Source organism: Streptomyces sp. NPDC046870 (assembly GCF_040704595.1).
In the GTDB taxonomy this organism is placed as follows: domain Bacteria; phylum Actinomycetota; class Actinomycetes; order Streptomycetales; family Streptomycetaceae; genus Streptomyces; species Streptomyces argyrophylli.
This window is the reverse complement of the sequence record NZ_JBEYXM010000004.1, coordinates 385,148-407,524: the sequence shown is the minus strand read 5'-3', so window position 1 is coordinate 407,524 and position 22,377 is coordinate 385,148. Positions and strand designations below refer to the sequence as shown.

At 72.6% G+C, this 22,377-nt stretch carries 23 protein-coding genes and 1 tRNA gene; 14 read left to right on the top strand and 10 right to left on the bottom strand.

Translation table 11 applies throughout. The features are described from left to right. Window positions 1-64: 64 nt before the first annotated feature. Window positions 65-1,318 carry an MFS transporter gene (locus tag AB0946_RS12960; RefSeq protein ID WP_366760608.1) on the top strand — a complete coding sequence of 418 codons (1,254 nt, stop codon included), beginning with the start codon at window positions 65-67 and terminating at the stop codon, window positions 1,316-1,318. 333 nt (window positions 1,319-1,651) lie between these two features. On the opposite strand, the gene AB0946_RS12955 is transcribed toward AB0946_RS12960, so the two are convergent. The 3 genes from AB0946_RS12955 to phoU all read right to left on the bottom strand — a co-directional run bounded on the left by AB0946_RS12955 (window position 1,652) and on the right by phoU (window position 2,990). Further along, window positions 1,652-1,900 (bottom strand): SCO4226 family nickel-binding protein, encoded by a 249-nt coding sequence (locus AB0946_RS12955; RefSeq protein ID WP_366760607.1) that lies wholly within the window; start codon window positions 1,898-1,900, stop codon window positions 1,652-1,654. A 129-nt stretch (window positions 1,901-2,029) separates the two neighbouring features. Further along, window positions 2,030-2,185: a hypothetical protein gene (locus AB0946_RS12950; RefSeq protein ID WP_014673458.1), complete on the bottom strand. Its 156-nt coding sequence runs from the start codon at window positions 2,183-2,185 to the stop codon at window positions 2,030-2,032. A gap of 115 nt (window positions 2,186-2,300) precedes the next feature. After that, window positions 2,301-2,990, bottom strand: a complete 690-nt coding sequence (gene phoU / locus AB0946_RS12945) for a phosphate signaling complex protein PhoU (protein ID WP_171155102.1) — start codon at window positions 2,988-2,990, stop codon at window positions 2,301-2,303. Between the two features lie 180 nt (window positions 2,991-3,170). Between phoU and AB0946_RS12940 the strand changes: the two genes are divergently transcribed. Continuing rightward, window positions 3,171-4,472, top strand: coding sequence for an ATP-binding protein (locus tag AB0946_RS12940; RefSeq protein WP_366760606.1), 1,302 nt, complete (start codon window positions 3,171-3,173; stop codon window positions 4,470-4,472). Continuing rightward, window positions 4,469-5,149 (top strand): response regulator transcription factor, encoded by a 681-nt coding sequence (locus AB0946_RS12935; protein ID WP_014673455.1) that lies wholly within the window; start codon window positions 4,469-4,471, stop codon window positions 5,147-5,149. The genes AB0946_RS12940 and AB0946_RS12935 overlap by 4 nt, the downstream gene beginning before the upstream one ends. An 88-nt stretch (window positions 5,150-5,237) precedes the next feature. Here AB0946_RS12935 and AB0946_RS12930 read toward each other — a convergent pair whose 3' ends face one another. Further along, the gene (locus AB0946_RS12930; protein ID WP_366760605.1) at window positions 5,238-5,921 is read right to left on the bottom strand and encodes a DUF461 domain-containing protein; all 684 of its coding nucleotides are present in this window, start codon (window positions 5,919-5,921) and stop codon (window positions 5,238-5,240) included. 626 nt (window positions 5,922-6,547) lie between these two features. On the opposite strand from AB0946_RS12930, the gene AB0946_RS12925 reads away from it, so the two are divergent. From AB0946_RS12925 to AB0946_RS12895, 7 genes are all read left to right on the top strand, one after another. Then, entirely contained in the window at window positions 6,548-7,030 is a 483-nt protein-coding gene (locus AB0946_RS12925) for a CarD family transcriptional regulator (protein ID WP_003953493.1), read from the top strand. Window positions 7,031-7,383: 353 nt separating this feature from the next. After that, window positions 7,384-8,136: a 2-C-methyl-D-erythritol 4-phosphate cytidylyltransferase gene (gene ispD / locus AB0946_RS12920; RefSeq protein WP_366760604.1), complete on the top strand. Its 753-nt coding sequence runs from the start codon at window positions 7,384-7,386 to the stop codon at window positions 8,134-8,136. Further along, entirely contained in the window at window positions 8,126-8,623 is a 498-nt protein-coding gene (gene ispF, locus AB0946_RS12915; RefSeq protein ID WP_366760603.1) for a 2-C-methyl-D-erythritol 2,4-cyclodiphosphate synthase, read from the top strand. Before ispD ends, ispF begins: the two co-directional genes overlap by 11 nt. 56 nt (window positions 8,624-8,679) lie before the next feature. Continuing rightward, complete coding sequence (locus tag AB0946_RS12910) at window positions 8,680-9,084, top strand: PPOX class F420-dependent oxidoreductase (RefSeq protein ID WP_366760602.1); 405 nt, start codon at window positions 8,680-8,682, stop codon at window positions 9,082-9,084. Window positions 9,085-9,275: 191 nt separating this feature from the next. After that, window positions 9,276-10,679, top strand: a complete 1,404-nt coding sequence (cysS, locus tag AB0946_RS12905; RefSeq protein WP_366760601.1) for a cysteine--tRNA ligase — start codon at window positions 9,276-9,278, stop codon at window positions 10,677-10,679. An 88-nt stretch (window positions 10,680-10,767) separates the two neighbouring features. Then, complete coding sequence (gene rlmB, locus AB0946_RS12900) at window positions 10,768-11,709, top strand: 23S rRNA (guanosine(2251)-2'-O)-methyltransferase RlmB (protein WP_366760600.1); 942 nt, start codon at window positions 10,768-10,770, stop codon at window positions 11,707-11,709. Window positions 11,710-11,859: 150 nt separating this feature from the next. Continuing rightward, window positions 11,860-13,533, top strand: coding sequence for a DoxX family protein (locus tag AB0946_RS12895; RefSeq protein WP_366760599.1), 1,674 nt, complete (start codon window positions 11,860-11,862; stop codon window positions 13,531-13,533). A 103-nt stretch (window positions 13,534-13,636) separates the two neighbouring features. Here the strand turns inward: AB0946_RS12895 and AB0946_RS12890 are convergent, their stop codons facing one another. From AB0946_RS12890 to ugpC, 3 genes are all read right to left on the bottom strand, one after another. Further along, window positions 13,637-14,368: a nucleotidyltransferase family protein gene (locus AB0946_RS12890; RefSeq protein ID WP_366760598.1), complete on the bottom strand. Its 732-nt coding sequence runs from the start codon at window positions 14,366-14,368 to the stop codon at window positions 13,637-13,639. A gap of 98 nt (window positions 14,369-14,466) precedes the next feature. Beyond that, a complete protein-coding gene (locus tag AB0946_RS12885; RefSeq protein WP_366760596.1) occupies window positions 14,467-14,928 on the bottom strand; it encodes a hypothetical protein in 462 nt (153 codons plus the stop codon). Between the two features lie 168 nt (window positions 14,929-15,096). Further along, window positions 15,097-16,233, bottom strand: a complete 1,137-nt coding sequence (gene ugpC / locus AB0946_RS12880) for a sn-glycerol-3-phosphate ABC transporter ATP-binding protein UgpC (protein ID WP_225808993.1) — start codon at window positions 16,231-16,233, stop codon at window positions 15,097-15,099. Window positions 16,234-16,438: 205 nt separating this feature from the next. On the opposite strand from ugpC, the gene AB0946_RS12875 reads away from it, so the two are divergent. Further along, window positions 16,439-16,512: transfer RNA gene (locus AB0946_RS12875), tRNA-Thr, on the top strand. 39 nt (window positions 16,513-16,551) lie between these two features. Here the strand turns inward: AB0946_RS12875 and AB0946_RS12870 are convergent. Further along, window positions 16,552-17,463: an aminoglycoside phosphotransferase family protein gene (locus AB0946_RS12870; protein WP_366760595.1), complete on the bottom strand. Its 912-nt coding sequence runs from the start codon at window positions 17,461-17,463 to the stop codon at window positions 16,552-16,554. Here AB0946_RS12870 and AB0946_RS12865 point away from each other — a divergent pair. Genes AB0946_RS12865 through AB0946_RS12855 form a run of 3 tightly spaced genes read left to right on the top strand, consistent with a single transcriptional unit; the run spans window position 17,462 to window position 20,044 of the window. Further along, window positions 17,462-18,115 (top strand): rhomboid-like protein, encoded by a 654-nt coding sequence (locus AB0946_RS12865; protein ID WP_366760594.1) that lies wholly within the window; start codon window positions 17,462-17,464, stop codon window positions 18,113-18,115. The two genes, AB0946_RS12870 and AB0946_RS12865, sit on opposite strands and share 2 nt — an antisense overlap. A gap of 10 nt (window positions 18,116-18,125) precedes the next feature. Then, on the top strand, window positions 18,126-19,532 hold the full coding sequence (locus AB0946_RS12860) for an FAD-binding oxidoreductase (protein WP_366760593.1): 1,407 nt from the start codon (window positions 18,126-18,128) through the stop codon (window positions 19,530-19,532). 32 nt (window positions 19,533-19,564) lie between these two features. Then, window positions 19,565-20,044, top strand: a complete 480-nt coding sequence (locus AB0946_RS12855) for a GNAT family N-acetyltransferase (protein ID WP_366760591.1) — start codon at window positions 19,565-19,567, stop codon at window positions 20,042-20,044. Between the two features lie 56 nt (window positions 20,045-20,100). Here the strand turns inward: AB0946_RS12855 and AB0946_RS12850 are convergent, their stop codons facing one another. Continuing rightward, on the bottom strand, window positions 20,101-21,072 hold the full coding sequence (locus AB0946_RS12850; RefSeq protein ID WP_366760590.1) for a zinc-binding dehydrogenase: 972 nt from the start codon (window positions 21,070-21,072) through the stop codon (window positions 20,101-20,103). A gap of 47 nt (window positions 21,073-21,119) precedes the next feature. Then, entirely contained in the window at window positions 21,120-22,292 is a 1,173-nt protein-coding gene (locus AB0946_RS12845) for an FAD-dependent oxidoreductase (RefSeq protein ID WP_366760589.1), read from the bottom strand. Between the last annotated feature and the right edge of the window lie 85 nt (window positions 22,293-22,377).

Genomic DNA, 22,377 nt, shown 5'->3' with positions numbered 1-22,377 from the left:
CCAAGGCCCCCACTCGTAAGTTGTGATCACCGCTTGAGCCGCTTACCTGCATGGGGGATCCTCGATGTCACCAGCCCGTGTGAGACGCGCTGTCCACGAATCCGTCTCCGGGCTCCCCAAGGAGTTCTGGTGGCTGTGGACCAGCACCCTCGTCAACCGGCTGGGCGCGTTCGTGGCCACGTTCATGGCCCTGTACCTCACGCTCGACCGCGGCTACTCCGCCTCGTACGCCGGTCTCGTCGCCTCCCTGCACGGGCTCGGCGGGGTCGTCTCCTCGCTGGGCGGCGGGGTGATGGCCGACCGGCTCGGCCGGCGGCCCACGCTGCTCATCGCGCAGACCGCCACCGCCGCCGCGGTCGCCCTGCTCGGCTTCGTGACCGACCCGGTCGCCATCGCCGCCGTCGCCTTCCTCGTCGGCATGGCCTCCAACGCCTCCCGGCCGGCCGTGCAGGCGATGATGGCCGACATCGTCCGGCCCGAGGACCGGGTGCGGGCCTTCTCCCTCAACTACTGGGCGATCAACCTGGGCTTCGCCGTGTCCTCCACGGCCGCCGGGTTCATCGCCGAGTTCAGTTATCTCGCCGGGTTCCTGATCGAGGCCGGGATGACCCTGGCCTGCGCGGTCGTCGTCTTCGCCAAGCTGCCGGAGTCGCGGCCGGCGGCCACGGCCAAGCAGACGGAGGACGGCGTCAGCCTGGGCACGGTGCTGCGGGACGGGCGGTACATGGCCGTCGTCGGGCTGTCCTTCCTCGTCGCCCTGGTCTTCCAGCAGGGCTCGGTCGGACTGCCGGTGGCGATGGGGCGGGCCGGGTTCTCCCCGGCCGACTACGGCCTCGCCATCGCCGTCAACGGCATCCTGATCGTCGCCCTGCAGATCCCCGTCACCCGGTTCATCGAGCACCGCGACCCGCGCACCCTCCTGGTCGCCTCCTCGCTCCTCGCGGGGTACGGCTTCGGGCTGACCGCGTTCGCCGGCTCGGTCGGCGTCTTCATGGTCACCGTGTGCGTGTGGACGCTGGCCGAGATCGTCAACGCCCCGACCCAGACGAGCCTCGTCGTCCGCCTGTCCCCGGTCCACGGCCGCGGACGCTACCAGGGCATGTACACGCTCTCCTGGTCCGTCGCCGCCCTGATCGCGCCCCTGATGTCGGGCGTGGTCATCGACCACCTCGGCGCCGGATGGCTGTGGGGGACGTGCGCGGTGGTGGGGACGGCGGCCGGGCTCGGCTACGGCGTCCTGATGCGCCGCCTGCCCCCGGAACGGCCGGCCCCGGCCCCGGCCCCGGCGGACACCGCGACCGAGGTCAGTACGGCCTAGATGTGCTGTCCCGGACCCGGTCGTGTGGATCGTCCTCGTCCCGGCGTCGATGGCCCCGGTGCGGCCGGACCAAGGCGGACCTGGACCCCGAGCAGGCCCCGGACCGGTTAGGGGCCCGCGCGTACGCCTCCGGCCGCACGGCCGCACGGCCAACCAGTGACCCGAGATCAGCAGATCCGCCGGCCGACGCGGAACGCAGCGGGTGCCGTCGGCCGAGTGGAAGGCAGCGGGTGCCCGACCGCCGACGCGCAAGGCAAGCGCCGGGTGTCCGTCCGCCGACGCGCAAGGCAAGCGCGGGGTGTCCGTCCGCCGACGCCGGAGGCGAGCCCGCGCTCACGCCTCCAGCGGCACGGGGTGCACCTCGTCCGCCCGGTGGCCGGCGCGCTCGTGGACGCGCTGGACGGCTTCCGCCGAGGGCGCTTCGGAGAGGCAGTAGACGAGGCCGGACTCCGGGTCCGCCCAGGCGTGCTCGAAGTGCACGGACTCGTCCGCCTCGATGGCGAGGTCGGCCCGGTGCGCCTCCATCAGCTGGTCGGCCGTGATGCCCTCCATGCCACGGTGCACGTCGATGAACTTGGCCATGGCCCGCCACCTCCTGTCGCCGGCTGCCGTCCCACCCGCACCTTCCATGCTGCGCCCGGGGTGCGGGAGGGGCATCCGGTACGCCGGGGGCCGGTGCGAGACGCGCTCACACCGGCCCGTACGAGCCGTTCAGCCGCACTGGCAGGGGTTGCCCGACTGGCAGCCGCAGCCGCAGCCGGAGCCGCAGCCGCACGCGCCGAACAGCGGAAGGGTCCTGATCTCGGCGGGCTGCCCGGTCTCGCGCTCCTGCGTCGGGTCGGGCGTGGTGCTGGGGGATTCGGCCATGGGTCCCTCCTAGACCTGGGGCAGGGTGCCCTCGCCCATTTCATGCCCGTCGTGCCGGGCGCATCAACGGCGCACGGAGGCGTTCACGGATCCGGACGGCCCCGGCCCGCAGGGGTCACACCCCCTCGGTGCCCGTCACCGGCTGGATGTCCGGCTGCAACTCGTCCGCGTGCTCACCGGTCACCAGGTAGACCACGCGCTTGGCGACGGCCACGGCGTGGTCGGCGTACCGCTCGTAGTAGCGGCCCAGCAGGGTGACGTCCACGGCCGTCTCGATGCCGTGCTTCCAGCGCTCGTCGATCAGGTGCTGGAAGAGCGTGCGGTGCAGCAGGTCCATGTCGTCGTCGTCCTGCTCCAGCTGGAGGGCCAGGTCGACGTCCTTGGTCACGAGCACTTCGGCCGCCTTGGCCATCAGGCGCTGCGCGAGCTGGCCCATCTCCAGGATGGTGGCGTGCAGGTCGTACGGGACGGCCCGGTTCGGGAAGCGCAGCCGCGCGAGCTTCGCCACGTGCTGGGCGAGGTCGCCCGAGCGCTCCAGGTCGGCGGACATCCGCAGCGACGTGACGACGATCCGCAGGTCCGTCGCCACCGGCTGCTGCCGGGCCAGCAGGGCTATCGCCCGGGCCTCCAGGTCGTGCTGGAGTTCGTCGACCTTCTTGTCGGCCTCGATCACGCTCTCGGCCAGCTTCAGGTCGGAGTCGAGGATGGCGGTCGTGGCGCGCCCGATCGCCGATCCGACCAGCCGGGCCATCTCCACCAGTCCGTCGCCGATCGAGTCCAGTTCCTCGTGGTACGCGTCCCGCATCAGGGTTCCCTCTCATCGGTGTGCTTGGTCCCCACGCTCCCACGTTGTGCCCCGCACCCGTCCGTTTCCGCCACCCCGAATGAACCGGTACTGGCTGCAAGGTGAACTCTGGGCGACGAGTGTCCGAGGTCGCACGGTGACGGCTGTGGTCATGTCCTGCGCCGTGCCTAACCTGGTGGCATGGACGTGAACGCGGCGGTCGCCGCAGCGGCAGCGATCGCCGGGGTGCTCACCGGTGTCATCGCCGTGCTGGCGTTCCGCTGGAGCGAACGCGACCAGAAGCGACCGACCAGGACTTCCTTGCACACCGATCCCGTACTCCCGCCCGGCGTGGACACCGTACTGTCCGTGCTCCGCTCCTCCGCCGTCGTCCTCGACGAGGCCGACGCCGTGGTCAAGGCCAGCTCCGCCGCCTACGCCCTCGGACTGGTCCGCGGCGGCAAGCTCTCGGTGGAGCCCATGCTCCAGATGGCCCGGGACACCAGACGGGACGGGGAGATACGGCAGGTCGAGCTGGACCTGCCCCGGCGCGGCACCGGCCGGGGCGAGGCCCTCGCCGTCTCCGCGCGCGTGGCCCCGCTCGGCTCCCGCCTGGTCCTGCTGCTGGTCGAGGACCTGACCGAGGCCCGCCGGATCGAGGCGGTGCGCCGCGACTTCGTGGCGAACGTCAGCCATGAGCTGAAGACGCCCGTCGGCGCGCTGTCCCTGCTCTCCGAGGCGGTGATGGACGCCTCCGACGACCCGGAGGCGGTGCAGCGCTTCGCCGGCCGGATGCAGATCGAGGCGACCCGCCTGACCAACCTGGTGCAGGAGCTGATCGACCTCTCCCGGGTGCAGAACGACGACCCGCTGGAGGACGCCGAGCCCGTCCGGGTGGACGAGCTGGTCGCCGAGGCCATGGACCGCTGCCGTCACCAGGCGGGCACGAAGCAGATCACGATGGCCTCGAACGTATGGGTGCCCGAAGGACCCGATCAGGGCGGTGGCGGGCGGCGGGCGGACGGAGCGGCGGACCTGCACGTCTGGGGCAACCGGGGCCAGCTGGCCGCCGCCCTCGGCAACCTGGTCGAGAACGCCGTCAACTACTCCCCGGCCCGCACCCGCGTCGGCATCGCCGCACGCCGGATCAGCGCGCCCGGCGGCGACATGATCGAGCTGGCGGTCACCGACCAGGGCATCGGCATCTCGGACAAGGACAAGGAGCGCATCTTCGAGCGCTTCTACCGCGTCGACCCGGCCCGCTCCCGGGCCACCGGCGGCACCGGTCTGGGTCTCGCCATCGTCAAGCACGTGGTCGCCTCGCACGGCGGGGAGGTCACGGTCTGGAGCGCCGAAGGCCAGGGCTCCACCTTCACCCTCAGGCTGCCGGAGGCGGGCGCGGCCCGCGACCGCGCACAGCAGCACCCCGACCTCGACGACGAGGCCGGCCCCACCGACCCACCCCCGTACGCATCGCTTCCCGCCCCGGAGGTCCTTCCGTGACCCGTGTGCTCGTCGTCGAGGACGAGGAGTCCTTCTCCGACGCCCTGTCGTACATGCTCCGCAAGGAGGGCTTCGAGGTCGCCGTCGCGGCGACCGGCCCTGACGGCCTGGACGAGTTCGAGCGCAACGGCGCCGACCTGGTCCTCCTGGACCTGATGCTGCCGGGCCTGCCCGGCACCGAGGTCTGCCGCCAGCTGCGCGGCCGCTCCAACGTCCCCGTGATCATGGTGACCGCCAAGGACAGCGAGATCGACAAGGTCGTGGGGCTCGAGATAGGAGCCGACGACTACGTCACCAAGCCGTTCTCCTCCCGCGAGCTGGTCGCCCGCATCCGCGCGGTGCTGCGCCGGCGCGGCGAGCCGGAGGAGGTCACCCCGGCCGCGCTGGAGGCGGGGCCGGTCCGCATGGACGTCGACCGGCACGTGGTCACCGTCGGCGGCTCCAAGGTCGACCTCCCGCTCAAGGAGTTCGACCTCCTGGAGATGCTGCTGCGCAACGCGGGCCGTGTGCTCACCCGTATGCAGCTCATCGACCGCGTCTGGGGCGCCGACTACGTGGGCGACACCAAGACCCTCGACGTCCACGTCAAGCGCCTGCGCGCCAAGATCGAGCCGGACCCGGGTGCGCCGCGGTACCTGGTGACGGTGCGGGGCCTGGGCTACAAGTTCGAGCCGTAGACCGCGAGCGCTCGCGGCTGGGTGAGCGCCCGACGCATGCCGAAGGGCGGCACCCCCGTGGGGGTACCGCCCTTCGGCGTACGGCTGGTCAGTGACCGGCGGCCGACGCCGACGCCGAGTCGTGCGGGGTGGCGGGCGCACCGGAGGCGGTGTCCGACGGGCTCGTCCCGTGGCCGCTCCCCGGCTTGCCGCTGGCGGACGCGCTCGCGCTGCCGGACGGGGTGGCCGTGGCGCCGCCGGCACCGGCCGGGGCGGACGGGACCTGGCTCGGGCCCCACTTGTCGAAGTAGCTGGTGGCCGGGACGACGAAGGCGCGCAGGCTCACCTTGCCGGTCTTGCTGAAGGTGAAGGTGATCCTCTGGGCGTTGCCGTCCTGGACGGCCTCGCGGCCGCTGGGCAGCGTCGCGGACGCGTTGTCCTTGCCGCCGAGGATCAGCGAGCCGTGCGCCGGAACGGTCAGGCTCTGGCCCTTGGCGGGCTTCAGCTCGGCGGACGTCCCGCTCCCGTCCAGCGTGATCGACTGGAGGGTCTGGTCGGTGCTCCCGGAGTTGAACACGGTCGCGGAGATCACCGCGGGGCCCGTCGACTGGAGGTCGGGCTGGGTGATGACCAGGGCGTTCTGGACCTTGATGTCGCCCACGCTGGTCGCCGCGTTGTCCGGCTTGATCTCCAGGGTCTGGGCGTTGTTTCCGGCGCCGCAGGCGGCGAGCGAGGCGATCGAGAAGACGATGGCGGAGGCGGCGAGGGCGCCGCGTCGAAGGCTGCTGCTCACGGCGGCGGCAACTCCTTGAACGCGCGGGCGGCTCCCCTTGTAAAGCCGCCCTAAGTGTCTGTCAGCGGCTTCAGGCTACCGAGCCGTTCCGGCGCCGTCGCACCCGACCCTCCCCCTGGCCGCGGGCTTCCCTCCGGCTGGGGGTACTCCGCGGGGCCCGCGTGACCCCGCGGCCGCATTGCGGAGCCGCTGGTCCGTCATTCACATAACGCGACGGCGACCGCCTTGCGGGCCCTCACAACGAGGGTCGCGAAATTTCCGTGAAGGAATGCGCGAGCCTCCCCGATATTGATCACGACGCACCCCTCCGGCAGCCGTTGATCAATTCCGGAATCGTCCGGTACCCGGCCCTGGTCACCGAACGGAGTAGCGGAAGTCGCACGCTTGAGACCCGACAAAACGGGATGTTCCGCCACTTGAGGTGGCCTCCTGGGACGTGTGACGTACGTGTTTCGCCCCGCCCGCAGAGCCCCTCCGACCTGCGAATACCCCGTTCCGGAGGCTCCCCGCAGCACGTTCCGGTTGCTGTTGTCAAGCCCTGAGATATGCCCTGACCTGCGAAAACGCCATTCAGAAGACGCCGTATCCGTGTTACCCTGGATAGCCACGGAAGGGGTACCTGTCACATGACGTTCAAGGTTGGCGACACCGTGGTCTATCCCCATCACGGGGCCGCGCTGATCGAGGCCATCGAAACTCGCCAGATCAAAGGCGTGGACAAGACCTACTTGGTGCTGAAGGTCGCCCAGGGTGACCTCACGGTGCGTGTGCCAGCGGACAATGCGGAGTTCGTCGGCGTGCGTGATGTGGTCGGTCAGGACGGGCTGGACCGGGTCTTCGAGGTGCTGCGCGCGCCGTACGCCGAGGAGCCCACGAACTGGTCGCGTCGTTACAAGGCAAACCTGGAGAAGCTCGCCTCCGGCGATGTCATCAAGGTCGCGGAAGTCGTGCGTGACCTGTGGCGCCGCGAGCGCGAGCGCGGACTGTCCGCCGGTGAGAAGCGCATGCTCGCCAAGGCCCGCCAGATCCTGGTGAGCGAACTGGCTCTCGCGGAGAACACGAACGAGGACAAGGCCGAGGCCCTGCTCGACGAGGTGCTCGCCTCCTGACGCGCGACGGCAGCGAACCCTCGCTTCCGGCCCGCTCAGCACACTGAAATGCCGCGGTGCCCGATGACACTGATCCTGTCGCCGGGCGCTGCGGCATGTTGCGTCCCCGCGGCGCTCCTCGGGAAGCCGGTGGACGGGATGCCTGAGGACGGGCCCACCCGACACGCGGTCCCCCGATAATCGATCACCGGTCGATACGCGATCCCCCGGTACTCGATCTGCCGGTACTCGATGTGCCGGCCCGGGCGGATGGCTCGACCAGGGTCACGGAAAGGGTCCGGTCAAGGCGTCGCGCCCGGCACTCCTCCAGGCCATACCCACCTAGGTCGAGCACACAAACCTGACAGGAACCGATGTCTGACGAATCGCGCCCCACCCCCGCGCAGACCCCCGTCGCCGCCGTGATTCCCGCCGCCGGCCGGGGCGTACGGCTCGGCCCGGGCGCCCCCAAGGCGCTCCGCGCGCTGAACGGCACACCCATGCTCATCCACGCGGTCCGCGCCCTCGCCGCGTCCCGCCACGTCTCGCTGGTGATCGTCGTGGCCCCGCCGGACGGCGCCGCCGAGGTCAAGTCCCTGCTCGACGCGCACGCGCTGCCGGAGCGGACGGACTTCCAGGTCGTCCCCGGCGGCCCGTCCCGCCAGGAGTCGGTCCGCATCGGCCTGGACGCCCTGCCCCCGCACTACCGGATCGTCCTCGTCCACGACGCGGCCCGGCCGCTGGTCCCGGTCGACACCGTCGACGCGGTGATCGAGGCCGTACGCGACGGCGCCCCCGCCGTGGTGCCCGCGCTGCCGCTGGCCGACACGGTCAAGGAGGTCGCGCCCGCGGCCGTGGCCGGCGACCCGGAGCCGGTCGTCGCCACCCCCGAGCGGGGCCGGCTGCGGGCCGTGCAGACCCCGCAGGGCTTCGACCGGGCGACCCTGGTCCGCGCCCACGAGAGCGTCACCGAGAACGTCACCGACGACGCGAGCATGGTGGAACAGCTGGGGCTGCCGGTCGTGGCCGTCCCCGGCCACGAGGAGGCGTTCAAGGTCACCCGCCCCCTCGACCTGATCCTCGCCGAGGCGGTCCTGGCCCGCAGGAGGCTGACCGATGGCTTCTGAGGCCGGCTTCGTGCTTCCCCAGGTCGGCATCGGCACCGACATCCACGCCTTCGAGGAGGGCCGCGAGCTGTGGTGCGCTGGCCTGAAGTGGGAGGGCGAGGGGCCCGGCCTGGCCGGCCACTCCGACGCCGACGTCGTCGCCCACGCGGCCTGCAACGCCCTCTTCTCCGCCGCCGGGCTCGGTGACCTGGGGCAGCACTTCGGCACCGGCCGCCCCGAGTGGTCCGGCGCGTCCGGGGTCACCCTGCTCACCGAGGCCGCCCGGATCGTGCGCGCGGCGGGCTTCACCATCGGCAACGTCGCCGTCCAGGTGGTCGGCCCCCGCCCGAAGATCGGCAAGCGGCGCGACGAGGCGCAGAAGATCCTCTCCGAGGCGGCCGGCGCGCCCGTGTCGGTCTCCGGCGCCACGACGGACGGGCTCGGCTTCCCGGGGCGCGGGGAAGGGCTGATGGCGGTGGCCACGGCACTCGTGGTGCGGGTGAGCTGACGGCGTGGCAGGGTACCCACACGACCACCAGTGATCGTGTACTCCGGAGGGTGCCCATGTCCGCCGTACTGTCCGACCGCCTGAAGTCCGTGCTCGACGGCAAGGTGTTCGTCGTCCTCGGCACCGTCCAGCCCGACGGAAGCCCGCAGATGTCCCCGGTGTGGGTGAAGCGCGACGGCGACGACCTCCTGGTCTCCACGACGGTCGACCGCCGCAAGTACCACAACCTGGAGCGCGAGCCCCGGGTGACGGTCGTCGTCGTGAACCCCGACGAGCCGTACGAGTACGCCGAGATCCGCGGCACCGCCGAGACCACGACCGAGGGCGGCCAGGAACTCATCGACGACCTCAGCCGCAAGTACACGGGCAAGGACTACGCGGACTTCAACCCGGCATCCGGCCAGGACGCCGAGCGGGTGGTCGTACGGATCCGGCCGCGGAAGGTCGTCGGGCGGTTGTGACGGTGGCCGGGGGCGGCCGGTGAGGACCGCGCCGCCGGTGGCCGGAGACCGTGGCCGGGTGCGGTGACCGGCAGCGGGCCGGGACGCCGGGCGGGTGGTCGTAGGGAGCCGGCCGGGGCCCGGTCCCGTGGTGAGGCGGCTTCCTCGTGGGAAGGCGCATGGCACTGCCCAGGGCCCACTACTCTGGAGTGGTGACTATTCGCCTGTACGACACCAGCGCCCGGCAGATCCGTGACTTCACCCCGCTCAAGCCGGGCTGTGTCTCGATCTACCTCTGTGGCGCCACCGTGCAGGCGGCACCCCACATCGGCCACATCCGCTCGGGCCTCAACTTCGACATCATGCGCCGCTGGTTCGCCTACCGCGGCTACGAGGTGACGTTCATCCGCAACGTCACCGACATCGACGACAAGATCATCGCCAAGAGCCACGAGCAGAACCGGCCCTGGTGGTCGATCGGGTACGAGAACGAGCGCGCGTTCAACGAGGGCTACGCCGCCCTCGGCTGCCTCCCGCCGACCTACGAACCCCGCGCCACCGGCCACATCACCGAGATGGTCGAGATGATGCGGGGCCTCATCGAGCGCGGGCACGCCTACGAGGCCGACGGCAACGTCTACTTCGACGTGCGGTCCTTCCCGCACTACCTGGAGCTGTCCCGGCAGGAGCTGGACAACCTGCTCCAGCCGTCCGGCGAGGGCGAGACCGGCAAGCGGGACCCGCGCGACTTCGCCATGTGGAAGTCCGCCAAGCCGGGCGAGCCGACCTGGCCGACCCCCTGGGGACCGGGCCGCCCCGGCTGGCACCTGGAGTGCTCGGCGATGGCCCACAAGTACCTGGGCAGCGCCTTCGACATCCACGGCGGCGGCCTCGACCTGATCTTCCCGCACCACGAGAACGAGATCGCCCAGGCCAAGGCCTACGGCGACGAGTTCGCCCGGTACTGGGTGCACAACGCCTGGGTGACCATGGCCGGCGACAAGATGTCCAAGTCACTCGGCAACAGCGTGCTGGTCAGTGAGATGGTCAAGCAGTGGCGGCCCGTCGTGCTGCGCTACTACCTGGGCACCCCGCACTACCGCTCGATGATCGAGTACAGCGAGGAGTCCCTGCGCGAGGCCGAGTCCGCGTTCGCGCGGATCGAGGGCTTCGTGCAGCGGGTCACCGAGCTGGCCGGGAAGCCGGTCGAGCCGGCCGCCGAGGTCCCGCCGGCCTTCGCCGAGGCGATGGACGACGACCTGGGCGTCCCGCAGGCCCTCGCCGTCGTGCACACCACCGTCCGGCAGGGCAACAGCGCGCTGGCCGCCGACGACAAGGAGGGCGCCGTCGCCCGGCTCGCCGAGGTGCGGGCCATGCTCGGCGTCCTCGGCCTCGACCCGCTCGACCCGCACTGGGCCGGTGAGGCCGGCGACCGGGGCGAGGACCTGAACGGCGTGGTCGACAGCCTCGTACGCCTCGTCCTCGACCAGCGCGAGTCCGCCCGCGCCCGCAAGGACTGGGCCACCGCCGACGCCATCCGCGACCAGCTCGGCCAGGCCGGGCTGGCCATCGAGGACAGCCCGCAGGGTCCGCGCTGGAGCCTCGGCCCGCGCTAGCCCCCGCTTGATCGATTGTGCCGCCCGGCCCTCCGGGCGGCACACTGCATAAGACGTACGTACGAAAGCTCACGAAGACAGGTAGGTCATGGCCGCGAACAACCGTCGCATGTCCGGCAAGAAGGGCGCGCAGGTCGGCAGTGGCGGCCAGCGGCGCCGGGGCCTGGAAGGCAAGGGCCCGACCCCGCCCGCCGAGATGCGCAAGGGGCACGCCAAGCAGCGCGCCGCCGCGGCCAAGGCCCGCCGCGCGCAGGGCCGCACGCCGCAGCGCCGGGGCGGTGGCAGGTCCACCTCCGAACTGGTGGTCGGCCGCAACCCGGTCGTCGAGGCGCTCCGCGAGGGCGTCCCCGCCTCCACCCTCTACGTCCAGCAGTTCATCGACAACGACGAGCGCGTCCGCGAGGCCCTCCAGCTCGCCGCCGAGCGCGGTGGCATCAACCTCATGGAGGCCCCGCGCCCCGAGCTGGACCGCATGACGAACGGCCTCAACCACCAGGGCCTGGTCCTCCAGGTCCCGCCGTACGAGTACGCGCACCCGGAGGACCTGCTCGACGCCGCGGCCGAGGAGGGCGAGGACCCGCTGGTCGTGGCCCTGGACGGGGTCACCGACCCGCGCAACCTCGGCGCCGTCGTCCGCTCCGTCTCCGCCTTCGGCGGCCACGGCGTCATCGTGCCCGAGCGCCGCTCGGCCGGCATGACCGCCGGTGCCTGGAAGACCTCCGCCGGTACGGCCGCCCGTACGCCGGTCGCCCGCGCCACCAACCTCACCCGGACCCTGGAGGCCTACAAGAAGGCCGGCCTCACGGTGGTCGGTCTGGCGGCGGACGGCGAGGTCGAACTCGGTGACCTGGAGGCCCTTCAGGGTCCGGTCGCCATCGTCGTCGGCAGCGAGGGCAAGGGCCTGTCCCGGCTGGTCGGCGAGACCTGCGACTTCCGCGTCCGCATCCCGATGCCGGGCGGCGCCGAGTCGCTCAACGCGGGTGTGGCCGCCGGCGTCGTGCTGTACGAGGCCGCACGCAGGCGCAGCTGAACAACCGTCCGGACGGGCCTGAACACCCGTCCGGAAGTTCACACCTGCGGGGTAATTCGGGCGGCCATATGGCGCTCCGGGCCGCTTTGACGGGGTCCGGACACATCCGGGCGGTCAAAGCAGTGTCCTAACGCCACGTCACTCGGTTAGATGAGTGTGGACACCAGAACACCCCGCACACCCACGGGGGACCGTTCGTCGGGATTCGACGACGCTCCCGCGCTGAGCATGGTGAAGGTGCCGAGCGATCCGGCGCAGGTCATCGTCAATCACGCCAGCTTCCGCGTGCAGCTGGGCGCGGCGGCCAAGCGCACCCAATCCCCGCGGATCGCCCGGCATCTGAGTGCCGCCCAGGACACCGCCCGGATGCCCGTCGTGGGCACGGCGGGCCGGGCCGGCGCCACCGGCCGCCGCCGCCCCGTCGTGTGGAGCGGCAGGTCCGCCCCCGACGACACCGGCGCCCACCGGCTCCTCCAGGCCGTGCGGGGCAGCAGCGTCCGCCACGCCGACGAGCCCGAGGCCGGCGCCACCCAGGTCATCCCGCGCGTCCAGACGGGTTACGCCGACGCCTACGACGCACGCGACCTGACCGTCGAGACCCCCGTCGTCGGCCACCAGCGCACCGCCCCGGGCGCCGACGGCACCCGCCTCCTGCCGCACATGCGCACGGCCACCGGCGCCTACGACGACCCGGCCTACCCCGCCTACCCCGACGACGAGCCGTACGACACCTACCCGGCCGACACCGACCCCGGCGCGGACGGCGACGCCCCGCGCCGCGCCAAGCGCCAGGGCGACGACCCGGCCCGGCACGCCTACTACCCCGGCCGCCGGCTCAACCTCGGCGTCGTCCTGCTCCCCCTGCGCGTCTTCCTCGGCTTCATCTCCATCTACGCCGGCATGGGCAAGCTGTGCGACCCCGTCTACTTCGACGGCGGCAAGCGCGGCTCCATGGTGACCTGGCTCAACACGCTGCACCCCTGGGACGTCGCCGAGCCGCTGCGCCAGTTCGCCCTGCACCACCCGGTCGGCTCCGGCCTGGTCATCGCGTTCCTCCAGGTCGTCGTCGGCGTCCTGACCATCCTCGGCTGCTGGCAGCGCGTCGCGGCGGTCGTCGGCGTGCTGCTCTCCGCCGCCCTGATCGTCACCGTCAGCTGGAAGACCGTCCCGGTCTACGACGCCCCGGACATCATCTACCTCGCCGCCTGGTCCCCGCTGATCATCGCCGGCGCGCCCGTCTACTCCGTGGACGGCCGACTCGCGGGCGGTGCCTGGCGCCGTCTCGGCCCCCGCGCCGACATCTGGGAGCTGCGCCGCTACGTCCTGCGCCGTGGCGCGCTGATCACGGCCGTCACGGTCGGCCTGACCCTGTTCATCGGGTCCCTGCTGGGCGGCGCGGTCCGCGACTCCAGCCGCGTGGTCGTCCCCGGACCCGGCGAGGCGCCCCGCAACCAGCTCCCCGGCTCCCCGCTCCCGCAGGAGCCCGGCACGCGGCACGAGAAGACCCCGTCGGCGTCCACCTCCCCGACGGACGGCGCCACGGCCGGCGCGAGCCCCTCGGGGGCGGCGACGACCCCGGGCACCAGCCGGGCCACCTCCGGCGGAACCACCACTGCCCCGACCCAGACCCAGGGCACCACGGGTCAGGTCCCGCCCCGCCGGACGTCCCCGACGACGGGTGGCGCCCCCAGCACGACGGCGGGCCCGACGAGCACGGGCGGCGGCACGAGCACCGGCGGGTCGACGACGGGCGGCGGCAGCACGTCCACGGGCGGCGGCACCTCCACCGGCCAGCCGGGTCTGGTGGGCGGCCTGCTGGGCTGACGGAACAGGAACAGGACAGGGCCCCGTACCGGGAAAGGTACGGGGCCCTCTTCGCTCTCGGCGGGCCCGGGCCGGTCGTCCCGCCCAGGGGCCCGCGCGCCGGTCAGCGGCCGAGCGCCGCCAGTTCCTTGGCCGCCTCCGTCAGGTCCTTCGCCGTGTCGATGGCCCGCCAGTACGCCCCCTGCGGAATGGGGAACCCGGCCAGTTTCTTCTCCCTGGCCAGCCGGGGGAACGTGGTCCGCTCGTGGTCACCCCGCTCGGGCAGCAGGGAGGAGAACTCCGGCGAGAACACGTAGACACCCGCGTTGATCTCGAACGTCGACGGCGGTGCCTCGATGAAGTCGGTGATGTGCCCGAACCCGTCGGTCTTCACCGCACCCCACGGAATCCGCGGCCGGGCGAGCGCCAGCGTGGCGACGGCGTCCCGCTCGGTATGGAAGTCGGCCATGTCCCGCAGGGAGAACCGCGTCCAGATGTCGCCGTTCGTGGCGTACCAGGGCCGTTCGGGGTGCGGCAGACGGGCCGCCGCGTACCGCAGGCCGCCGCCGCGGCCGAGGGGTTCGCTCTCCACGACGGTGGTGACGGAGACGGGAAGGTCGGCCGAGTCCAGCCACTTCTGCAGGACGTCGGCGAGGTGGCCGCAGGAGACCACGACGTCCGTCACACCTTCCTCGGCCAGCCAGGTCAGCTGGTGGCCGATGATCGGAGTGCCCGTACCGGGGATCTCGACCATCGGCTTGGGCCGGTCGTCGGTGTACGGACGCAGCCGGGAGCCCTGGCCACCGGCCAGGACCACGGCTTGAGTGGGGCGCGACGCGGCGTTCGGATGGGTCATGACCGCACTGTACGTGGCGCCCCACCGCTGTCCACGGGCGGCGGCGCGCTCCTTGGGGAGCCGTTACCCGGTTCACACCGGGAACCCGCCGCCGGGGCTCAGCTGTGCGCGGCCAGCACGCCCGAGGCGAAGGCCGTGTCGCACACCGGGCGGGCGTACGACTGGGCGCGGGAGGCGCCGTAGAGGTGCACCGCGGCCCTGCCGAGGGCGCGGGCGATGGAGGAGCAGTGCCGGGCCAGCGAGGGGCGGCCGTTGACGGCCTGCTGGAGGTGGGTGAGGACCACCCCCGGGTTCTTGTGCTGCAGCTCGGTCATCAGCTGGTCGCGGAGCACGTCCTGCGGGGCCCGGGTGGTCTTCCTGGCGGAGACCTCGACCGACGAGACGTCGGAGGCGGCCAGCACCGAGCTGGAGGGGCTCCCCGTCCAGTTGACCCGGGTGACCGCGAGGGTCCCGGAGAGCACCAGGACGACGGGCAGGACGAGGGCGAGAGTGCGGCCGATACGGCGGGCAGGGCCGCCCCGGTGGCCGCGTCGTGTCTGTGGGGTGGTGGAGTGCTTCACGCGTGTGAGGTTAGCGCCCTGTGATGATTTGGAGACATTGAGTCACCCTTACGGGGGATGAGAAGGCGCTGATTTCCGGGTAACGGGTTGACGGAAGGCCCCACCGCAAGATCGACGGGAAGGGCCCCGCACGCCGAGCGCGCGGGGCCCTTGCGATGCCGTCGGCCGTCAGTCGGACAGCCGCTCGCCGGTGGACGTGGAGAAGACGTGGGTCTCGCCCGGCCGCGGCACGACGTGCAGCGTGGAGCCCTTCTCCGGCACGGAGCGGCTGCTGACGCGGACCACGAGGTCCTTGGTCTCGCCGCCGACCTCGACGGTGCCGTAGACGTAGCCGTCGGCGCCGGTCTCCTCGACGACGTTCACGGAGACGGCGAGGCCGGCCGGGGCGTCGGAGGCGTCCTTGGACAGGGAGGCGGCGACGGAGCCGTTGTGCTCGACCACGTCGAAGTGCTCGGGACGCACGCCGACGGTGACCGTGCGGTCACCCTTGTCCGCGGCGGCCTTCAGGGCCTCCCGGTTGACCGGGACGACGCTGTTGCCGAACTTCACGCCGCCGTCGGTGATCGGCACCTCGATCAGGTTCATGGCGGGGGAGCCGATGAAGCCGGCGACGAAGAGGTTCGCGGGCTTGTCGTACATGTTCCGCGGCGAGTCGACCTGCTGGAGGATGCCGTCCTTGAGCACGGCCACCCGGTCGCCCATCGTCATGGCCTCGACCTGGTCGTGGGTGACGTAGACCGTGGTGATGCCGAGGCGGCGCTGGAGGGACGCGATCTGCGTACGGGTGGAGACGCGGAGCTTGGCGTCCAGGTTGGACAGCGGCTCGTCCATGAGGAAGACCTGCGGCTCGCGGACGATCGCGCGGCCCATGGCGACACGCTGGCGCTGACCGCCGGAGAGTGCCTTCGGCTTGCGGTCCAGGTACTCGGTGAGGTCGAGGATCTTCGCGGCCTCCTCGACCTTCTGCCGGATCTCCGCCTTGTTCACGCCGGCGATCTTGAGCGCGAAGCCCATGTTGTCGGCGACCGTCATGTGCGGGTACAGGGCGTAGTTCTGGAACACCATGGCGATGTCCCGGTCCTTGGGCGGCAGGTGCGTGACGTCGCGGTCACCGATGCGGATGGCGCCGCCGTTGACGTCCTCCAGGCCCGCGAGCATCCGCAGGGAGGTGGACTTTCCGCAACCGGACGGGCCGACCAGGACGAGGAACTCGCCGTCCTCGATCGCGATGTCGAGTGCGTCGACGGCGGGCTTGGTGGAACCCGGGTAGATCCGGGTCGCCTTGTCGAACGTGACTGTGGCCATGGTGATGGACCCCTTCTACCGGCAGGAACGTGCCGGACGATCCGTTGTAGGAAGGTGGTTGGTGTAGTCCACGCGAGTGAACTGGATCAGGACGGTACCTGGCGTTCACTCGATCTGTCAGTAGTCCGGCCGGTGTGAACTTCGCGGAAATTCTCGACGGACCGGCCCCGAGACGTGGGTACACTGCACGGGCACCCAGGTGTACGCCTCCTTAGCTCAGCTGGTCAGAGCGCCGCTCTTGTAAAGCGAAGGTCGTCGGTTCGAATCCGACAGGGGGCTCGTGCGGTCCAGGTGGGACGTCGTCCCACCTGGGCTTTCCTATGTGAGCAGGCGGGCGATCTCCAGTCGCCGGGCCTCGATCGGGCGGCCGTCCTCCACGTCCCACAGGGCGTTCTGGAGCAGGCGGCCGAGGGTCCACGCGCGGGCCCGGGCGCGGTCCAGACCGAGGACGTCGGTCATCGCGTCGAAGCGCCAGCGCACCTCGGCCGCGTCGAAGCGGTTGTCCAGGGCGGGCCACAGCTCGAAGCCGGGGTCGCCGGCCAGCGGCTTGGGGTCGATGGCGAGCCAGTCGGCGCGGTCGGCGGCGAGGACGTTCTCGTCGTGCAGGTCCCAGTGGAGCAGCCGGTCGCCGGGCTCGTGGACGACCTCGCGCACGGCGGCGGCGCAGTCGGCGACGATCCGGCGGACCCCGGGGTCCGGGATGCGCGGCAGCGCCCGCGGGGTCCGTTCCAGCATGGCCTCGGCCATGTCGCCCAGGCGGCGCAGGCCGGGCGGGGCGGGGAAGGACGTGAGGTGGGCCAGCAGCCGGGCGATGACCAGGACGGCCTCGCGGGTGTCGCCGAGGCCAGCGAGCATCCGGGACTCGTCCAGGCGCTCCAGGAGCATGGTGCCGGTGGCCGGGTCGTGGTCCAGGAGCCGTACCGCCCCGTCGCCGTCCCACACGCGCAGCGCGACCGGTTCGCCCACGCTCTCCTCGTCCGTCAGCTGGAGCTTGAGGACCGCGCGGAGGCCGTCGGCGCGGACGACCGGCAGGACCAGGGCGCTGACGCCGTTCATCGACGGCCCGTCGAGCGTGAGCCGCCAGCGGTGCAGGAACGCGGTCGCGAGGTCCGGCAGCGCGGCGATGAACGCCCGTCCCGCCGCGCCGTTGTACGTCTCCTGTGCCTTGGCCAGCTCGCCGGGGATGTCAATCACGAAGCGGACGATACTGGCGTGCGTCAATCGGCTCATGCGAATTCTCCGGGGCCTGAGCGGGGTGTGGGCGTATGTCCGCGCTGCTCCCGGCACGTACGTGTGGCTGGGGGTCCTGGTCGTGACGACCGTCGCGCTGCACCACATGTCGCCGGAGTTCGAGGAGCACTTCCTGCGGCGGCGGTCGACCAACATCCATGAGCTGTCCCGCAATCCGGTGCGGGTGCTGGTGGCCAGCGCGATGTGGATCGAGAGCGGGTACTGGGTGCCGTACGCCGTGCTGTACACGGTGTTCCACGCGCCGGCCGAGCGCTGGCTGGGCACGGCCCGCTGGCTGGCGGTGTGCGCGCTGGCGCACGTGCTGGCCTCGCTGATCAGCGAGGGGGCGCTGCTGGAGGCGATCCGCCGGGGCATGGCCCCGCACTCGGCGGTGAACACCCTGGACATCGGGGTGAGTTACGCGCTGGCCGGGGTGATGGCGGTGCTCACCTACCGGATCGCGGCGCCCTGGCGGTACGTGTACCTGCCGGTGGTGCTGGCCGTGTTCGGGCTGCCGCCGGCCGCCGGGCCGACCTTCACCGACGTCGGTCACATCGTCGCCGTACTGATCGGTCTGGCCTGCTATCCGCTGGTCAGGGACCGCGGAAAAGCATGGAATCCGAAGGAGACACTGGGCGGGCTCAGGGGTTAACGTCCCGGCCATGAGCAGCTCGGTGAGCAGTGTCGTGAACGGTGGCATCTCCTTCTGGTACGCGGACGACGGCCTTCCGGCGGTGCGGGAGCCGCTGCCCGGGGACGCGTCCGCCGACGTCGTGATCGTGGGCGGCGGCTACACGGGCCTGTGGACCGCGTACTACCTGAAGAAGGCCGCGCCCTTCCTGCGCATCACCGTCCTGGAGCAGAAGTTCTGCGGCTACGGCGCCTCCGGCCGCAACGGCGGCTGGCTGTACAACGGGGTCGCGGGCCGCGACCGGTACGCGAAGCTGCACGGTCACGAGGCCGCCGTACGGCTCCAGCGGGCGATGAACGACACCGTGGCCGAGGTGATCGCGGTGGCCGAGGCGGAGGGCATCGACGCCGACGTGCACCGGGGCGGCGTCCTGGAGGTGGCCACCACCCCGGCGCAGCTGGCCCGGCTGAAGGCGTTCCACCGGCACGAGCTGTCGTACGGGGAGAAGGACCGGGAGCTGTACGGCGCCCGGGAGACCGCCGAGCGGATCCGGGTCGCGGACGCGGTCGGCTCGGCCTGGACCCCGCACGGGGCCCGGTTGCACCCGGTGAAGCTGGTCAAGGGGCTCGCGGCGGCCGTGGAGGCGCTCGGGGTGATCATCCACGAGTCCACGCCGGTGACGGAGATCCGCCCCAAGCACGCGGTCACTCCCTACGGGACCGTCCGCGCGCCCTACGTGCTGCGCTGCACCGAGGGCTTCACCGCCTCCCTGAAGGGGCAGCGGCGGACCTGGCTGCCGATGAACTCCTCGATGATCGCGACCGAGCCGCTGACCGAGGAGCAGTGGGCGGGGATCGGCTGGTCGGGCCGGGAGACCCTCGGCGACATGGCGCACGCCTACATGTACGCCCAGCGCACGGCGGACGGCCGGATCGCGCTCGGCGGGCGCGGAGTGCCGTACCGCTTCGGTTCGCGCACCGACAACGACGGCCGGACGCAGGCGGCGACGGTCGAGGCCCTGCGGGAGATCCTGACCCGCTTCTTCCCGTCCCTGGCCGGGGTGCGGATCGAGCACGCGTGGTCGGGCGTGCTCGGGGTGCCGCGCGACTGGTGCGCCACGGTGACGCTCGACAGCTCCACTGGCCTGGGCTGGGCGGGCGGCTACGTCGGCTCCGGCGTCGCCACCGCCAACCTGGCCGCCCGCACCCTGCGCGACCTGGTGCAGCGGGACTCCGGACAGGGCGGGCGGACCGGGCTGACGGACCTGCCCTGGGTGAACCACAGGGTCCGCAAGTGGGAGCCGGAACCCTTCCGCTGGCTGGGCGTCCAGGGCATGTACGCCACCTACCGCGCCGCCGACCAGCGCGAACGCCTCCGTCCGGGCACGGAGTCCTCGCGGCTGGCGAAGGTGGCCGACCGGGTGGCGGGACGGCACTGAGGCCCGGTGCGCGGGCCGGTTACCCTCGCGGCATGATTCGTACCGCGACCCCCGACGACGTCCCCGTCATCCACGCCATGGTCCGTGAGCTGGCCGAGTACGAGAAGGCGCCCGAGGAGGCCCGGGCGAGCGAGGCGCAGTTGCGGGAGGCGCTGTTCGGGGAGCGGCCGGCCGCGTTCGCGCACATGGCGGTGGACGAGACGGGCGGGGAGCCGGTCGGGTTCGCGCTGTGGTTCCTCAGCTTCTCCACCTGGCGCGGGGTGCACGGCATCCACCTGGAGGACCTGTACGTCCGTCCGGAGGCGCGCGGCGGCGGCCACGGCCGGGCGCTGCTGGCCGAGCTGGCGCGGATCTGCGGGGAGCGCGGGTACGAGCGGCTGGAGTGGTCGGTGCTGGACTGGAACCGGCCGGCGATCGGCTTCTACGAGGCGCTGGGCGCCCGGCCCCAGGACGGGTGGACGGTGTACCGGCTCACGGACGGGGCGCTGACCGCACTGGGCTCGGCCGGCTGACACCGGTTCCCGGGCGGCGGGGCGCCCTCGCTCCATGCCGTCCCGGCCGTCGTCCGTCAGGGTTCCAGTACGACCTTGCCGATCGTTCGCCGTCCCTCCAGTGCCCGGTGGGCGGTGGCGGCCTGTGCGAGGGGGAAGCGGGTGACGGCCGGGCGCAGCCGGCCCCGGGCGGCCTCGGCGAGGGCGCGCATTTCCAGCGCGCGCAGGCCGCCGGCGCGTTCCAGCATCGCCGGGCCGAGCACCGACTCCGAGACGCCCTCGACGTGGTACCCCCGGCCGTGTCCGATGCCCTCCGCCGACCAGCCGAACACCAGATGCCGGCCGCCGGGGCCGAGCAGGGCGACGGCGTCCCGGGCGACCCGGCCGCCCACGCCGTCGTAGACGAGGGTCGCCGGCCGCCCGCCGAGGTGGGCGCGGACCTCGGCGGGCCAGCCGGGGTCGGTGTAGTCGACGGCGAGGCCGGCGCCGTTCGCGCGTACCCGGGCGGTCTTCTCCGGGCCGCCCGCGAGCCCGATCACGGTCGCCCCGGCGTTCCCGGCGTGCTGCACGAGCAGCGTGCCGATGCCGCCGGCCGCGGCCGGTACGACCACCACGTCGTCCGGTCCCGGCTCGGCGAACCGCGCGATGCCCAGCGCCGTACGGCCCGTGCCGATCATGGCGACGGCGGCGGCGAAGTCCAGGCCGTCCGGGATGTCGTGCACACGCTCGACCTCGGTGACGGCCAGTTCGGCGTAGCCGCCGGGCGCGAAGCCAAGGTGGGCCACCACCCGCCGGCCGAGCCACAGGCCGTCCACGCCGTCGCCGAGCGCGTCCACGACCCCGGCGACCTCCCGGCCGGGCACGGTCGGCAGGCGGGGAGGTTCGGGCAGCGGGCCCTGGTGGCCCTCCCGCAGGGCCGCGTCGAGCAGGTGCACACCGGCAGCGGCGACCGCGATCCGCACCTGGCCGGGGCCGGGGACGGGGTCCGGGAGCTCCTCGTAGGCCAGGTTCTCGGCCGGACCGAAGGCGTACAGGCGGACGGCGTGCATGGGACCCCCAGGAAGACGAGGTTCGGTGTGATCCCCACCCTCGGACCTCAAGCGCGCTTGAGGTCAAGGGCGGGCCGGCCGAGGATCAGGGACACCGCCGTCACCGCGCTGTTGAAGGACACCTCGGCGAGCACGCCCGGGGCCGCCACCTGGTCCCCCACGAGGTAGATCCCGTCGCCGCGGTCCACGGCGGGCCGGTCCCGCCAGCTGCGGCCCGGCAGGTCCACGGCTCCCGTACGGCCGTCCGCCACGGCCTCCCGCCGCCAGGTCACCCGCTCCCGCCACCCCCGGAACCCGAGGTCCAGCAGGTGCTCGGCGCGGGCCACGCCGTCGGCCCGGGCCTGGCCGGGCCCGATCGGGAACTGCCCCTGGATCAGCTGCTCCCCGGCGGGCGCGAGGGACGGGTCCTGCGCCGTGAAGCGCTCGATCCAGCCGGGCGCGTCCAGGTCGGAGACGGCGAAGGCGTCCCCGCGCCGGGTGCGTACGGCGAGGTCGAGCAGGACGGTGCGGCCGCCCGGCCACTCCAGCGCGTCGTCGCGGAGCAGCCGACGGGCGGCGGGCAGGCCGGTGGCGACGACCACCGGGGTGTCCGCCGGCAGTTCGTCCACCCGGGCGCCGGTCTCGATCCGCACGCCCATGTCCCAGGCCCGCGCGGCCATCCGGTCGATCACCCCGCCCCAGCCGCCGCGCGGGTAGTGCGCCTCCGGCGGCAGCTTGGCGGCCCGGCGCAGCCGCTCCTGCACGAAGGCGGCGGACAGGCCGCCCGGGTCGTGGTGGAACAGGGCCACCGCCGCGTAGTGCGCAGCCGCGCGGGCGCCCTCCTCCCCGGCGATCGAGCTCGCCCAGCCGAGGAAGTCGGCGTCGACGGGGGCCGGGCCGACCCGGCGCCGCAGCAGCCTGAGCATGGCGAAGGGCGGGGTGCGGCGCAGCGCGCCGTGGTGGCGCAGCCGCAGCCGGGCGGCCTCCAGGGGCGGCAGGGCGGCGAGCGGACCGATCAGGTCCCGCTGCCTCAGCCAGGTCCAGTGCGGGCCGCCGGCGTAGAGGGCGTGCGGGCCCTCGTTGGTCCGGTACGGCCCCTGTGCCGTCCGGGCCCGCCCGCCCAGGGTGCCGTGGGCCTCGTACACGGTGACCCGGGCGCCGGCCTCGGCGGCGGTGATCGCGGCGGTGAGTCCGGCGAAGCCGCCGCCGATGACGGTGATGTGGTGCGCGGGCTTGTGCATGGTTCTCCCTGCGGTCGGTGCGCCTGTCCGGCGGTACGACGGCCCGTGCCCCGCCGTGTGTGACATGCCGGGTGTCCTTGCAGGT

What these genes read in the sequence shown, in the direction of transcription:
- AB0946_RS12960 (WP_366760608.1), top strand. Translation starts at nt 65, where the DNA reads ATGTCACCAGCCCGTGTGAGACGCGCTGTCCACGAATCCGTCTCCGGG.
- ugpC (WP_225808993.1), bottom strand. Translation starts at nt 16,233, where the DNA reads ATGGCCACAGTCACGTTCGACAAGGCGACCCGGATCTACCCGGGTTCC.
- AB0946_RS12890 (WP_366760598.1), bottom strand. Translation starts at nt 14,368, where the DNA reads ATGACCCATCCGAACGCCGCGTCGCGCCCCACTCAAGCCGTGGTCCTG.
- AB0946_RS12860 (WP_366760593.1), top strand. Translation starts at nt 18,126, where the DNA reads ATGAGCAGCTCGGTGAGCAGTGTCGTGAACGGTGGCATCTCCTTCTGG.
- AB0946_RS12845 (WP_366760589.1), bottom strand. Translation starts at nt 22,292, where the DNA reads ATGCACAAGCCCGCGCACCACATCACCGTCATCGGCGGCGGCTTCGCC.
- AB0946_RS12855 (WP_366760591.1), top strand. Translation starts at nt 19,565, where the DNA reads ATGATTCGTACCGCGACCCCCGACGACGTCCCCGTCATCCACGCCATG.
- AB0946_RS12925 (WP_003953493.1), top strand. Translation starts at nt 6,548, where the DNA reads ATGACGTTCAAGGTTGGCGACACCGTGGTCTATCCCCATCACGGGGCC.
- AB0946_RS12940 (WP_366760606.1), top strand. Translation starts at nt 3,171, where the DNA reads ATGGACGTGAACGCGGCGGTCGCCGCAGCGGCAGCGATCGCCGGGGTG.
- AB0946_RS12870 (WP_366760595.1), bottom strand. Translation starts at nt 17,463, where the DNA reads ATGAGCCGATTGACGCACGCCAGTATCGTCCGCTTCGTGATTGACATC.
- AB0946_RS12850 (WP_366760590.1), bottom strand. Translation starts at nt 21,072, where the DNA reads ATGCACGCCGTCCGCCTGTACGCCTTCGGTCCGGCCGAGAACCTGGCC.
- ispD (WP_366760604.1), top strand. Translation starts at nt 7,384, where the DNA reads ATGTCTGACGAATCGCGCCCCACCCCCGCGCAGACCCCCGTCGCCGCC.
- AB0946_RS12895 (WP_366760599.1), top strand. Translation starts at nt 11,860, where the DNA reads ATGAGTGTGGACACCAGAACACCCCGCACACCCACGGGGGACCGTTCG.
- AB0946_RS12865 (WP_366760594.1), top strand. Translation starts at nt 17,462, where the DNA reads ATGCGAATTCTCCGGGGCCTGAGCGGGGTGTGGGCGTATGTCCGCGCT.
- AB0946_RS12950 (WP_014673458.1), bottom strand. Translation starts at nt 2,185, where the DNA reads ATGGCCGAATCCCCCAGCACCACGCCCGACCCGACGCAGGAGCGCGAG.
- AB0946_RS12955 (WP_366760607.1), bottom strand. Translation starts at nt 1,900, where the DNA reads ATGGCCAAGTTCATCGACGTGCACCGTGGCATGGAGGGCATCACGGCC.
- ispF (WP_366760603.1), top strand. Translation starts at nt 8,126, where the DNA reads ATGGCTTCTGAGGCCGGCTTCGTGCTTCCCCAGGTCGGCATCGGCACC.
- phoU (WP_171155102.1), bottom strand. Translation starts at nt 2,990, where the DNA reads ATGCGGGACGCGTACCACGAGGAACTGGACTCGATCGGCGACGGACTG.
- AB0946_RS12910 (WP_366760602.1), top strand. Translation starts at nt 8,680, where the DNA reads ATGTCCGCCGTACTGTCCGACCGCCTGAAGTCCGTGCTCGACGGCAAG.
- rlmB (WP_366760600.1), top strand. Translation starts at nt 10,768, where the DNA reads ATGGCCGCGAACAACCGTCGCATGTCCGGCAAGAAGGGCGCGCAGGTC.